Source organism: Mesorhizobium sp. M7A.F.Ca.US.008.03.1.1, assembly GCF_003997495.1.
GTDB lineage: Bacteria > Pseudomonadota > Alphaproteobacteria > Rhizobiales > Rhizobiaceae > Mesorhizobium.
The window spans coordinates 60744-73742 of sequence record NZ_RZRU01000027.1; the positions used below are offsets into that span (position 1 = coordinate 60744).

At 65.1% G+C, this 12999-nt stretch carries 12 protein-coding genes; 4 read left to right on the top strand and 8 right to left on the bottom strand.

Features of this window, described 5'->3' with window-relative positions; all coding sequences use genetic code 11:
* Window positions 1-61: 61 nt before the first annotated feature.
* The 7 genes from EOA16_RS28060 to EOA16_RS28095 all read right to left on the bottom strand — a co-directional run bounded on the left by EOA16_RS28060 (window position 62) and on the right by EOA16_RS28095 (window position 7662).
* Window positions 62-415 carry a cupin domain-containing protein gene (locus tag EOA16_RS28060; protein ID WP_127261043.1) on the bottom strand — a complete coding sequence of 118 codons (354 nt, stop codon included), beginning with the start codon at window positions 413-415 and terminating at the stop codon, window positions 62-64.
* 376 nt (window positions 416-791) lie between these two features.
* Window positions 792-1685, bottom strand: a complete 894-nt coding sequence (locus EOA16_RS28065) for a sugar phosphate isomerase/epimerase (RefSeq protein ID WP_127261044.1) — start codon at window positions 1683-1685, stop codon at window positions 792-794.
* Between the two features lie 272 nt (window positions 1686-1957).
* On the bottom strand, window positions 1958-2896 hold the full coding sequence (locus EOA16_RS28075; protein ID WP_027038073.1) for an ABC transporter substrate-binding protein: 939 nt from the start codon (window positions 2894-2896) through the stop codon (window positions 1958-1960).
* Between the two features lie 77 nt (window positions 2897-2973).
* Window positions 2974-3972: a ribose ABC transporter permease gene (locus tag EOA16_RS28080; RefSeq protein ID WP_127261045.1), complete on the bottom strand. Its 999-nt coding sequence runs from the start codon at window positions 3970-3972 to the stop codon at window positions 2974-2976.
* Entirely contained in the window at window positions 3969-5513 is a 1545-nt protein-coding gene (locus tag EOA16_RS28085) for a sugar ABC transporter ATP-binding protein (protein ID WP_127261046.1), read from the bottom strand. Before EOA16_RS28085 ends, EOA16_RS28080 begins: the two co-directional genes overlap by 4 nt.
* Window positions 5510-6889 carry an FGGY-family carbohydrate kinase gene (locus EOA16_RS28090; RefSeq protein WP_127261047.1) on the bottom strand — a complete coding sequence of 460 codons (1380 nt, stop codon included), beginning with the start codon at window positions 6887-6889 and terminating at the stop codon, window positions 5510-5512. The genes EOA16_RS28085 and EOA16_RS28090 overlap by 4 nt, the downstream gene beginning before the upstream one ends.
* Complete coding sequence (locus EOA16_RS28095; RefSeq protein WP_127261048.1) at window positions 6886-7662, bottom strand: DeoR/GlpR family DNA-binding transcription regulator; 777 nt, start codon at window positions 7660-7662, stop codon at window positions 6886-6888. Before EOA16_RS28095 ends, EOA16_RS28090 begins: the two co-directional genes overlap by 4 nt.
* 193 nt (window positions 7663-7855) lie before the next feature.
* Here EOA16_RS28095 and EOA16_RS28100 point away from each other — a divergent pair, with 193 nt between their 5' ends.
* From EOA16_RS28100 to EOA16_RS28110, 3 genes are read left to right on the top strand one after another with little or no spacing between them, the layout of a single operon-like run.
* Window positions 7856-8899 (top strand): class II aldolase/adducin family protein, encoded by a 1044-nt coding sequence (locus tag EOA16_RS28100; RefSeq protein WP_127261049.1) that lies wholly within the window; start codon window positions 7856-7858, stop codon window positions 8897-8899.
* A gap of 7 nt (window positions 8900-8906) precedes the next feature.
* Window positions 8907-10181: an FGGY-family carbohydrate kinase gene (locus EOA16_RS28105; protein WP_164754417.1), complete on the top strand. Its 1275-nt coding sequence runs from the start codon at window positions 8907-8909 to the stop codon at window positions 10179-10181.
* Window positions 10178-11029: a TIGR01459 family HAD-type hydrolase gene (locus tag EOA16_RS28110; RefSeq protein WP_127261051.1), complete on the top strand. Its 852-nt coding sequence runs from the start codon at window positions 10178-10180 to the stop codon at window positions 11027-11029. Before EOA16_RS28105 ends, EOA16_RS28110 begins: the two co-directional genes overlap by 4 nt.
* On the opposite strand, the gene EOA16_RS28115 is transcribed toward EOA16_RS28110, so the two are convergent.
* Window positions 11016-12032, bottom strand: coding sequence for a sugar-binding transcriptional regulator (locus tag EOA16_RS28115; protein ID WP_127261052.1), 1017 nt, complete (start codon window positions 12030-12032; stop codon window positions 11016-11018). The two genes, EOA16_RS28110 and EOA16_RS28115, sit on opposite strands and share 14 nt — an antisense overlap.
* Before the next feature lie 159 nt (window positions 12033-12191).
* Between EOA16_RS28115 and EOA16_RS28120 the strand changes: the two genes are divergently transcribed.
* On the top strand, window positions 12192-12995 hold the full coding sequence (locus EOA16_RS28120) for a hypothetical protein (RefSeq protein ID WP_127261053.1): 804 nt from the start codon (window positions 12192-12194) through the stop codon (window positions 12993-12995).
* Window positions 12996-12999: the final 4 nt, after the last annotated feature.

A 12999-nucleotide genomic window follows, 5' to 3' on the forward strand; every position in this document is an offset into this window, starting at 1 on the left:
TGCCGGTCCCGCCGTGACAGCAACCGCACCGTTTTTCCGTGCTCGACGTAGACGATCCGCTTCAGCCAATCCTGACGACAAAATGCTTCGTCACCGGCTCGATGATCTTCCAGGTTCCCTTGAAATCCGCTTCCACCACGAAGGCATCGCCGGGGCCGACCTCGACCGGCGTGCCGCCGTCCGGCGTGATGATGATGCGGCCGGCGATCATGTGCACGAACTCGTAGTCGGTGTAAGTGGCGTGATAGGTGCCGGGCGTCGCGCGCCAGGTGCCCGACAACACCTTGCCGTCCTCGGTCGTATGCTGGACCGCGGTTTGCATGGTCGGCTTGCCCTCGACGACGATCCAGCCAGCCAGATCGCCGGCGTCCGCGTGTTCGACCGTGCCGAATTTGAGGATTGTCTCGCGTGTCATGTGCTGGGCTCCGTTTGGTGGATTGCGTGGCGTTGTCAGATAACCGATGCACCTGCCGCGAGCAATGCCGGCGCCATACGGCGCAGGCCAACGAACTCGGGTTAACGGGTTCCTTCGGAGCCTTCGCCGGCACGTTGGCTGACGGTGCATCAAACGAAAAACCCGCCGTGGGGCGGGTCACTGGCGCAAATCAGCACCATGAACGAATATGTACCTTAGCTGAGGGCACCGAGTCAAGAAAAAATTCCTATCGCGAAAAGCTGCCGGCACAAAAGCTGCCAACACTGGCTGCCACGAGGCCTTTTGTTAATCTGAAGTCATAGCCCTGCCATGCGACGCACGACACGCTCGCACCCTTCGGCTCTCGACGGGCGGGTCAGGGCTTGTGGCGCGCCGAGACGAGTTCCGCCTTGCGCCTTGCCGTCTCCAGCCCGAGCCCGATGAAGGCGCGCGCGTGCTTGGCCAGCGCCATGTTGTCCGTCCAGAGATTGCGCCAGATCGCGGTCTTCTTCGACAGGTTCTCATCGACGATTTCCGAAGAGAAGGATTCGAAGCTGAGGTCGTCGCTGTAGCCGATAGCCGTCAGCGCATCGAAGATCGCGGCGAAGTCGATATTGCCGGTGCCGAGGAAGCCGCGATGGCTTTCGCCGATATGGACATAGCCGATCTTATCTGCGGCCTGACGGATGGCCAGCCCGACATCGGCCTCCTCGATGTTCATGTGGAACGTGTCGAGATGCAGGAGGATGTTGTCCGAGCCGCTGTCCTCGATGAAGGCCAGTCCTTGCGCGGCGGTGTTGAGCAGATTGCTTTCGAAGCGGTTGACGATCTCGAGGTTGAGCGTGACGCCGGCCGCCTTGGCTGTCTCGGCAACCTTGGCCAGCGTGCCGGCACTGCGCTGCCATTGATCGCGCGTCGGCGCCTCGACCTGCAATCCGTGGCTGGTCGAGAGAATGCCGGCGACCTTCCGGCCGCCGAGATCGCGCGTCAGCGCGATGGTGTCGTTGAGGATTTCGACGCCGCGCGCGGCAATCGCCTTGTCTGCGCTCGAAATATCGCCATCACCAGGCAATCCGATGCTGATCGCCACGCCGAGGCCAAGATCGGCAATGCGCCTGGCGAGCCCGCCGATGTCGACATTGGCGGGGTCGAGATAGGAGAATTCGATGAGGTCGAAGCCGGCCTCCCTGGTGTTGGCCAGCGTGCGCTCGAGATCGGCCTGAGCCGAGCTCGCCGACCAGACGAAAGAATGGATTCCAATACGCGACATCATCGTCTCCGGCTTCTGCGCATCGGACCCGGAGGCGGGCCGATGCCTGGACAAGACGTGCGGCCGGGTGATCCCGGTCGCACGTTGTTGGTGAAGGTTAGAGACTGTTTCGAAATTCGCTCTGGCGAGTCATATGGTGGTGGTTTCGAGAACCGTGGCGCAGCGGACATTTGGTCCGTGAGCTCAGTTCTACTGCGCGCCGACGCAGTAGAACGGGGAAGCGCAGAAAACGCCATCAGATGGCCGCCAGAGTAGAATTTCCAAACAGGCTCTTAGCGGGCCGCGGTCCAGCCCTTGTAGTCCTTCAGGTTCTCGGCCGTGATCAGCTTCGGGTCGAGCAGAACGGTCGGCTCCGCCGGCTTCTTGCCGGCCAGCAGTTCGGCCGCCATCGTCAGCGACTGGCCCGCCATCACATAGGGATCCTGCGATGCCGAAGCCTTGATCATCGAGGTGCCGGAGGAGAGTTCCTTCTCGATATCGGGCGCGCCGTCGACGGCGGTGAAGATGAACTCCGAGCGGTTGAGCTGCTTGGCCGCAAGCTGGGCGCCGATCGCCGTCGGGTCATTGATGGCAAACACCGCATCGATCTTGTCGAAGCGGGTGAGCAGCGACTGGAACACCTTCAGGCCGCCGTCGCGCGAGCCTTCGGCATTCTGGTCGTCGGAGAGGATCTTGATGTCGGGATGCTGCGCCAGCACGTTCTTGCAGCCCTTCACCCGCTCCAGGATCGACGACGATGCCGGCCCATTGAGGATGACGTAGTCGCCCTTGCCGCCGGTGTGGTCGACCAGGTACTGGCAGGCCTCTTCGCCGGCCTTGACGTTGTTGGTCATCACGGTCACGTCGGCGCCCGGCGCCGAAACGTCGAAGGCGGCAACGACGATACCCGCGGCTTGCGCCTTCTTCACCGCCGGCGCGATCGCCTTGGCGTCGACGGCATTGAGCATGATCACGTCGACACCGGCGGCGATGAACGAATCGACCTGCGAGACCTGCTTGTTGAGGTCATAGTCGGCCGATACCGAGGTCACCTCGACCTTCGGGTTGATCTTCTTGGCCGCGTCCTCGATGCCCTTGATGGTGGCGACGAAGAAGGGATTGCCGAGCAGGCCGACCGAGATACCGACCTTGTTGAGGTCCTTGGCCGAAGCAGGCGCGATGGCGAGCGACGCGAGTGCGACGCCGCAGAGCAGTTTGGCGATGGTCTTCATTGCTTTCCTCCTGATACCCCGCGCCTCTCACGGTGCGTTACTTGAAACCGGTCGTTGACGCCGGCGACTAAGGTCAATCACGTTCTTGCTCCTGCCTGGAGCCTGTAACGGTCGAGGGCGACCGCCACGATGATGACCAATCCCTTGATGATGTACTGCCAGATGTCCGAGACACCGGCCAAGATGAGCCCGTTGGAGAGCACCGCAATGATCAGGCCGCCGATCAGCGTGCCCCAGATCGAGCCGACGCCGCCGACGAAGCTGGTGCCGCCGAGGATGACCGCGGCAATGGCGTCGAGCTCGTAGGACTGCCCCAGCTGCAGGCCGTTGGCGGCGTAGAGCCGGGCCGCCGACATGGCACCGCCAAGACCGGCCAGCAGGCCGGAAACGCCATAGACGAAGAGCAGCACCAGCGGCACCTTGATGCCGGTCAGCCGCGCCGCTTCGGCATTGCCGCCGACGGCGTAGATCCAGGTGCCGAGCACGGTGCGCTTCAGCACCAGCCAGGACAGCACGACCACCGACAGCGCGATGATGACCAGCCACGGAATGCCGAACAGCGAACCGTTGCCGATGAAATCGAACGGCAGGTCCGAGTTGAACACCGTGGTGTCCTGGCCGAGCAGGCGGGCGACGCCGCGCACCGCGGTCAGCGAACCCAGCGTGACGATGAAGGGCGGCAGCTTGATGTAGGCGATGAGCAGCCCGTTGATGAGGCCGAAGCCGAGCCCGACCAGAATGGCCGCCGGCACGCCGAGCAAACCCCAGTCCGGCACCAGCGACACCATCACCGCCACCATCGCCGATGCGGCGAGGATGGCGCCGACGGACAGGTCGATACCGCCGGTCAGGATGACGAAGGTCATACCGGCCGCCAGCACGATGTTGATCGACGACTGCTGGGTGACGATCAAGAGGTTGGTCTCGGTCAGGAAACGCGGGTTCAGGAACTGGAAGCCGGCCGCCAGCAGGACCAGCACCGGCAGCATGCCAAGGGCAGCGAAAGCGGTGCGCAACCGTCGGCTCGTGCCGGTGGCCTGGCCGCCTGCGCTGATCTCGGTCGCCTTGTCGGTCATTGCTGAGCCGCTCCCGTTGCAAGTTCCATGATCTTCTCCTGGCTTAGCGGTTCGCCTTGCGATGCCGTCACCTCGCCCGATATCGTACCGTCGCGCATCACCAGCACGCGATCGGCGACGCCGATCACCTCGGGCAGTTCGCTGGAGATCATCAGGATGGCGATGCCCTGCTTGGCGAGATTGTCGATCAGCCGGTAGATTTCCGATTTCGCTCCGACATCGACGCCACGGGTCGGCTCGTCGAGGATGACGACCTTCGGCTCGGTTTCGAGCAGGCGGGCGAGCAGCACCTTCTGCTGGTTGCCGCCCGACAGCGAGCCGGCATTGGCCTGCACCGAACCGGTGCGGATGGAGAGATCGGCAACGGCTTTGGAAGCGCGCCTTTCAGCGGCCGCGAAGTCGCGCAAGCCGCCAGCGCGCGAATCCCGCGCCAGCACGCCCATGCTGATGTTGTCGGAAATCGACATGTCGAGGAACAGGCCGAGTTCCTTGCGGTCCTCGGTCAGATAGGCGATGCCAGCATCGAGCGCCTCGCGCGGCGAGCCGATGGTTACAGGTTTGCCGTCGAGTTCCAGCGTGCCTGAAATGTGCCTGTCGGCGCCGAAGATCAGCCGCGCGAGCTCGGTACGGCCGGAACCGACCAGACCCGCCAGCGCCAGCACCTCGCCCTTGTGCAGGTCGAACGAACAGTTTTTCAGGAGACGGCCGTCGGACATGCCGCGCACCGAGAGCGCCACCGCGCGCTTTTCGTCCGGCGGCCGATGATCCTTCTTGTAGAAAGCCGACAGATCGCGGCCGACCATCATCGACACGAGGCGCGAGGCGCTGAGGTCGGCACGCTCGAGCGTGCCGACATAACCGCTGTCGCGCAGCACGCTGACGCGGTCGGCAAGCTGGTAGACCTCTTCCATGCGGTGGCTGATGTAGATGATGGCGATGCCTTGCGATTTCAGCGTCGCGATGACCTCGAACAGCCGGTCGGTCTCGCGCGAGGTCAGCGACGTGGTCGGCTCGTCCATGACGATGATGCGCGCATTGGTCGACAGCGCGCGGGCGATCTCGACCAGCTGGCGCTCGCCGAGCGACAGGCTGGAGACCATGTCGCGGGCCGAAAAGGAGACGCCCAGACGCGCGATGATCTCTCTGGCGCGCCGGGTGCACTGGTCGCGATCGACGATGCCGAAGCGTCGCGGCTCGTTGCCGAGGAAAATGTTCTGCGCCACTGTCAGGTTGGGCGCCAGCGACAGCTCCTGGTAGATCACCGCGACGCCGCTGGCGCGCGCCTTGATCGGATCGCCGGTCGCGGCCGGCATGCCGTCGATCAGGATCTCGCCACCGGCATCCGGCCGATAGGCGCCTGAAAGCACCTTCATCAATGTCGACTTGCCGGCGCCGTTCTCGCCCATCAAGGCGTGCAGCTCGCCGGCATGGACGCTGAGCGAGACATCGTGCAAGGCACGGATCGCGCCGAACGTCTTGGAGATGTGCCGCATCTCCAGCACCGGCTGGCGCGCCGTCTCGGCCCTGGCAATCGCACTCATCGCGCGCCTCCCACTGCCGCACCAGCGACGCCCCGGTCCATGGTGGCGTCACGCCAATTGCTGCGATAGCCTGCCAACCCGGTGAAACGCGACGCGCGCACCGGCTCCGGAACTTCGACGGCGAATTCGCGCCGGACGCTCTCAAAGACGAGCGCCGCGGCACCGGTGGCGCTGCCCTCCAGCGTGGCGCCCTGCAGGAAAGCCTGGCCGGGACGCAACTGCGCCAGCAGCCCGGCGAGCAGGCCGCCTGTGTTCAGCCCGCCATCGACGATCACGGTGTTGTTCGAATGGATGAGGTCGAGCGACAGATCGACCATCAGTGCGACGTAGAGCAGCGCCGTGGCCGCGCGTTCCTCGGCGTCGGGCGTGCGCCCCGCCAGCCGGCCGGAATGGCCGGACATCGGCCCGCCCGGTGCGAAACTCGGCAGCGCCATGATACCGGCATCGATCACCCGCTGCACCACCGGGCCGGCAATCTCGCCTTGCCAGCCGGCGCTGATGGTTGCGAATTCGCGCCCGCCCATGAAACGGATGGTCGGCACCGGACCGCCGTCGACGTCGACATTGACCAACATGTCGCGGTCCCGGTCGAGCGCGTCCAGCGGGCAGTCCGGATTGAGCACGATGACCCAGGTGCCGGTCGAAACGACGGTGACCGGGCCAAGCTCCTGCCGGCGATAGGCATGCAGCGCAGCATTCGAGTCATGGACGCCGTTGTGGATGGCGATCGGTCGCGCCGCAGCGCCGAGGCGGTGCTCGCCGATAACAGCGCCGGCGCGCTCGAAGGCAGGCATCCGGTCACGCCAGCCCTGCGCGTCGACCAGCGAGGAAAAGTCTTGGCGGCGCGGCGCCCACAAATGCGAGTGGCAGCCAAGATAGGATACTTCCGAGACCGCACGCCCGCCAAGGCGCCAGCTCCAGTATTGCGGATAGCCGAGGATCGATTTCGACGCAGCGAACGCGTCGGGATCGACCTCCTGCAGCCACAGCATGTGGCGGCCGTAGTTGAAGCCCAGCGGCAGCCGCGGCGAGAAGGTCTCGGCAAAGTCCGGAATGCGGCGATCGATCCGCGCGGCAATCTCGGCCGGCGGCTCTTGCTCGTAGTCGAGGATCGGATGCGTCAGCGCCGCTTCGTCGACCAACGCAAAGGTGCAGCCATGGCCCGACACCATGACCCCTTCCACTCCATGACTGTCGGCCGCATCGGCGACGGCACTGAGTGCCCAGTCGTGGAGCGCTGCCTCGTCGAGCACGCTGAAGCCGCCCTGGCGTATCCATTTCGGCTGTGTCCGACGCTCGTCGAGAATACGCCCGTCCTGGCCGAAGACGAACAGCTTCGAATTGGTCTTGCCGAAATCGAGGACAGCCACCTTCACTGGATGGCTCCCGAGGCTATCCGCACCATGACGCCGGCATCTTCCAGCATGCGCGCATCGGTGTCGGAGAGGCCGTCGTCGGTGACCAGCGTCCCGATGCGGGAAAGCGGCAGCGCGACGTTGCGCGCGTGGATCGACAGTTTGCGGCTGTCGGCCAGCACCACGATCTGGTCGGCGCAGAGGCTGAGATCGACGATCGAGCGTACCAGCAGCGGGTGCGATTCCATCACGCCTTCCTGGCCAAGGCCTTGCGCGCCGAGAAAGAATTTGGAGGCGTAGAAGGGCACGGCCTGGGTGAGCGAATGGATGATGCCGGGTTCGCGATGCAGATCGCCGCCCGCAACCGTCAGGCTGCAATGGCCGTGGTCGCTGAGATAGGCCGCCAGCGGCATCGAGTTGGTGTAGAGGCGGATGTTGCGCTCGGCGAGCTTGACCCCGAGATGGAAGCAGGTCGAGCCGCCATGCACGATGACGGCGTCGCCGTCGCGCACCATGGTCGCCGCGAGAGCGGCGATCTGCCGCTTGGCCTCGACCGCGAGGTCGCGGTTCTCGTCGTAGGGCCTGGCGTAGGCAATACCGGCCTGGGAAGCGCCGTCGAGCGCCGAGATGCCGCCATAGACCTTCCGCGCTTCGCCAGCTTCGTCGATCCTGTCGATGTCGCGCCTGACCGTCGCGGCTGAAACGCCAAGCCGTTCCTGCAGCTCGCGCACCGAAGCGAACGGACGATCCCGCAGCAGTTCGACGATCTGACGCTGGCGGCCGGAGTCGCTCAATTCTTTCCTCCCGGATGCCATTTTCCATGACAGTTGGCGCAACTTACTCAACATTAGTCAGATTGCAAGCGGGTTTTGATGATAGTAGATCACTATTGACGTAGATCACTCGCATCTGCGATATCAGCGCCAATTCGACCCCGGCAACGGGATTTCGCGCAGGACACGGCCGAGCCGTTGGAGGAAAAGCGCCATGGCGACCCAAGCTGACGCGCAGGAACTGGCGGCCTTGCGGGCGCTCTCGGCCAGCATCGGGCGGAGTCCGCACCTGACCCAGGCGGCAGGCGGCAACACCTCGCTGAAAGCCGGCGACACGCTGTGGATCAAGGCCTCCGGCACCTGGCTGAAGGACGCGCTCGTCGATGACATCATGGTGCCGGTGGCGATGGCGCCGCTGCTGAAAGCCGTCGAACAGCGCGATCGCGCCGCCGACCAGCCGCAGGGTTTCACCATTGCAGCGCTCAACCCGCGCGGCCTGCGGCCGTCGATCGAGACCACGGTGCACGCCCTGATGCCGCAACGCGTCGTTCTGCATGTCCATTGCGTCGACACCATCTCGCTTGCCGTGCAGACCGATGGCGAGGCCGAGGTCGCCAGGCGGCTCGATGGCATCGAATGGGCCTATGTGCCCTATTTCCGGCCGGGCCTGCCGCTTGCACGCGGCATTGCCGAAAAACTGCGGCCTGGTGTCGACGTGCTGATCCTTGGCAATCACGGGCTGGTCGTCGCCGCCGAAACCGTCGCCGGGGCGGAGCTTCTGCTGCGCCGCGTCCGGTCATTGCTGGCCCGGCCGGCGCGCGCGACCGCCGCACCCGACCTCGCCGCCTTGGCGGCGCTTGCCGGCGACAGCGGCTACAGATTGCCGGCCGATGTCGAAGCGCATGCGGTTGCGCTCGACCCTGAGAGCCGCCGCATGGCGCAGGCTGGCAGCCTCTATCCGGACCACGTCATCTTCCTCGGCCAGGGCTCCGTCGTGGCGAAACCAGGCGAGGCCGTGGCCGATGTCATTGCACGACTGGGCACGTCGCCTGCGGCGATCCTGTTTCCCGGCGCAGGCGTGCTGATGCGCGGCGACGCAAGTGCCGGCGCCGACGCCATGCAACGCTGCCTCGCCGACGTGACGGCGCGCATAGACATCGCAGCGCGGCTGAACTATCTCACCGCTTCCGAGAATGACGAGCTGATCAACTGGGACGCCGAGCAATATCGCCAGAAACTCAACGCGGCTGGCGGCTAGCATGGACATGATGCCACTTGTCATCGGCATCGACATCGGCACATCAGGTGCGCGCGCCGTCGCCATGCGCCCGGATTTTTCCATAGCCGGGCATTCGGCCGTTCCACTCGACAGGTTTGGCCGCGATGGCCTAGCCCCCACGGCGTGGTGGCAAGCGGTCAAGGCGGTTCTGACGGAGCTGCTTTCCGGCATCGACCGCACGGCGGTCCGCGCCATCGCCGTCGACGGCACCTCCGGCACGCTGCTGCCGGTCGACGCCGCCGGGCGGCCGCTGGCCGAACCGCTGATGTACAACGACAAGGCCGATGACGACGACATCCTGGCCGCGATCGCCCGCACCGCACCGACTGCAAGTGCCGCGCACGGAGCGACATCCGGCCTCGCCAAGGCCCTGCGCTTCCAGCATCTGCCGGGCATTGCAATGGTGCTGCATCAGGCCGACTGGATTGCCGGAAACTTCTCCGGCCGCTTCGACGTCAGCGACGAGAACAATGCCCTGAAGACAGGCTATGATGTCGAGGCCCGCCGCTGGCCGGAATGGATCGCGGCGACCGGAATGCGCGTGGAGTTGCTGCCGTGCGTGGTCGAACCGGGCAAAGTCACCGGTGCCCTCACCGCGGAAGCCGGGGCATTGTTCGGCTTGCCGCGCGATGTGGCCGTTGTCGCCGGCACCACGGATGGCTGCGCCTCGTTCCTGGCGACCGGTGCTACCGCGATCGGCGACGGCGTCACTGCGCTGGGATCCTCGCTGACCATCAAGATCCTGTCCGACCGGCCGATTTCGGCGCCGCGCTTCGGCATCTACAGCCACCGGCTCGGCAACGCCTGGCTGGCTGGCGGTGCGTCGAATTCCGGCGGCAAGGTGCTGGCTCAGTATTTTCCGCTCGCCCGTATCATCGAACTCAGCGCGACAATCGACCCGGAGACCGACACCGGCCTCGATTACTATCCGCTTCCCGCCATGGGCGAACGATTTCCGATCGCCGATCCGGCGCTGCCGCCTCGCCTTGCGTCCCGGCCGCCGGACGACGCCGATTATCTGAAAGCGATGTTCGAAGGCATCGCCGCGATCGAAGCGCTCGGCTATGACAGGCTTGCCGAACTCGGCGCGCCCGCGCTGACATCGGTCAGGAGCGTCGGAGGCGGGGCAGCGAACCCAGCCTGGACGGCAATCCGACGGCGCAGGCTCGGGGTCGATTTCCTGCCCGCGCTTTCCGACGAGGCCGCCGCCGGCACGGCGCGGCTGGCGCTGATGGGTGCAAGCCGGGCAGGACTCCTATGAGCGCGAAAACAATCGAACGTCTCGACGGCATCGGGCCGCTGGCGGAGCGCTATAATGTGTTCCTGCTCGACCAGTTCGGCGTGCTGCATGACGGCACGCGGCCCTATCCAGGCGCGGTGGCGGCGTTATCGGCGCTGAAGCGCGCCGGCAAGACGGTGGTGCTGGTTTCGAACTCCGGCAGGCGGGCACAACCCAATGAAAGCCGGCTCATAAAACTCGGCTTCGAACCGGGAAGCTGGGATCATTTCGTTTCTTCCGGCGAGGTGGCGTGGCGATCCTTCAGGGACATGGCGGCGTCGGGGAAGTTGCGCCCAGGGACAAAATGCCTGCTGGTCAGCCGTGAAGGCGACCGCTCCGCGATCGAAGGCCTGCCATTTGTGCTGACCGGGTCCGGCGATGAGGCCGAGCTGGTGCTGATCGCGGCCAGCGAGGGTGATCGCTACGAACTCGACCATTATCACAGGCTGTTTGCCCCGGCGGCAGCGCGGCGAGTGCCGTGCTTCTGCACCAATCCCGACACCATCATGCTGACGGCCAAAGGCCCTCGCTTCGGCGCCGGCCGTCTTGCCGATCTCTACGAAAGCCTGGGCGGCAGCGTTACCCGCATCGGCAAGCCCGACAAGGCGATTTTCAAAGCCGCGCTGGCGCTGGCCGGCGAGCCGGGCCGTGGCGCCGTGGTCTGCATCGGCGACAGCGTCGAGCATGACATATCGGGAGGAAACAGGGCAGGCATCCCCACGGCGTTGGTGCTGAGCGGAATACTGGCGGGCACACCGGATCTCGCCGCTGTCTTCGACGAACAGCAGGCCTGGCCGGACTACCTCATGGACAGCTTCAGCTTCCTCTGACCGCCTCCAGCATGCGCCGCGCGCTCTCCTCGTCGGTGATCAGGATGGTTGGGGCGATGAGGGTCATGGCGCCGAGCAGCGCTTCGGTTTTCTCCTCGCCACCGGAGGTGAGGATACGGATCGGCGCCTTGCGCAGACGGTCGACATCCACCGACATCACGTGGCTGTTGACGGGATGGTCGACCAGATCGCCGTTGCGGTCAAAGAAATGGAACAGGAGGTCACCCACGGCGCCACGCGCAAGCAGGGCCTCCCGATCCGCCTCCTTGAGGAAACCGCCACGAGAGAAGGTGGTAGCCGAGGCGATCCCGCCGACGCTCAGCAGAACGGCATCGAGCACGTCGGCCATTTCGAAAATCTCCTGCAGGCCGCAGCGCTCGATCAGTGCGATCTTGGTCTCGACGCTGTCGACGACCGCTGGTGTCGGCATCAGATAGCCGTCGCCCTGGAATATCTGAGCAAACCGCCAGGCGAACTCGGCTGGGTTGACCCGGCGCACGACGCCGACACCGCCAAGCAGCGAAATCACCTTGAAGTCGGTGAGCGACTTGGCGCTGATGAAGGGCAGGCTCGAGAACAGCGTCTGCCCCCAGCCGACGCCGACCCGCATGCCGGACTTCATCGTGTCCGACAGGAAACTGCCGGTCTTGGCGCTGATCGCTGGTATGGGATCGGCATTGGGTGCCGAAAGCGGCGCCACCAGCGCCTGCTGCAGCCCGAACGTCTTCTCCAGCGCGCGCTCAAGCCGCACAATTTCCGACAATTCGCTCTCGATGGTGATCTTGACTTCGTTGCGCGCCCGGGCATCCGCCAGCATGCGCACGATGGTGACGCGACCGACGCCGAGTACGTCGGCGATCTCGTTCTGCGTCATCTGTTCGACGAAATACATCCAGGCGGCGCGAATCCGGAGACGATCCGTCCGGCTTTCGCTGGCGACCTGCTCGGTTGCCGCGCTTCCGCCTAGACCGTCTTCGCTTTCGCCCTGTCGTCGCCTGCCCAAGTCTGTCTCTCCCCCTGCGGCGACGGACGAGCGCGCCGCCGCCGATTCTGCATGCTGGTCTAGTATCGCCTATTGATCTACCAATCGATAGGAACAATGTAGAGAGTGGCGGCTGCCCCGGTTGGCGGCTATCCGCAGCAAATTTCAAGGCGACCCGCGATGCTCCGACAAATCTCCGAAGATGTCCGCGTCAATCTGAAAGACCGGCTGCGGGAAGTCCGCGAAATCATCCGCCAGAGCCGCCATGACGGCAGCGGCGATGCCAGCATCCTGCGCGAAGCAACCAGCCATCTGCCGCCGTTTCCAGGCAAGGGCATCGAAGGCCTGCTCAGCCATGCCGCGAGTGCCGTCGACGAAGCGCTGTCGATCGCTGAAGCTTTCGTCCCGCATGAGCGCCCGATCAAGGTGGACGGCACGACGGTAAAGGGCCTCGGCACCTATTTCCCGATCGGCAATGAGGATCGCCAACTGAGCGCGGAGCGCTTGTTCCGGCGCGATATGTATTATCTGACCAAGGCGGTGCTTGCCGGCCTGAACATCGACAATGCCCGCATCCACGAAGCCGATTTCGCGGCCGTCCATGCCACGATGCGCAAGCGGCATGGCGACCTGCTGGCCGCGTTGGCCACGCCAGGTGCCGGGCTGCAGGCTATCGCGGCCACCTGTTCGGCGCTGCTGGTCGAATGCCTCGGCCAGCGTCCGGTCCGCTTTGCCGAAACCGTGCCGGAAACGCCGGCGGTGGTGGGCGGCCGGGCGCTTGACATAAGCTGCCTGGCACCGCTCGCTTTGGCCTGCGGCCTGGCGACCACCGGCAGGGACGGCGCGCCGGAGCCGGATATGCTGGAGATCGCGATCCTGGCGGCGGATATCCGCCACGACCGCATCGTTCAGGCCTGCGCCAAGGCAAACCCGATCGCTGAATTGACACCGGTGTTCGCCACCCTGCTTGCCCATCTGCCGTAGTTAG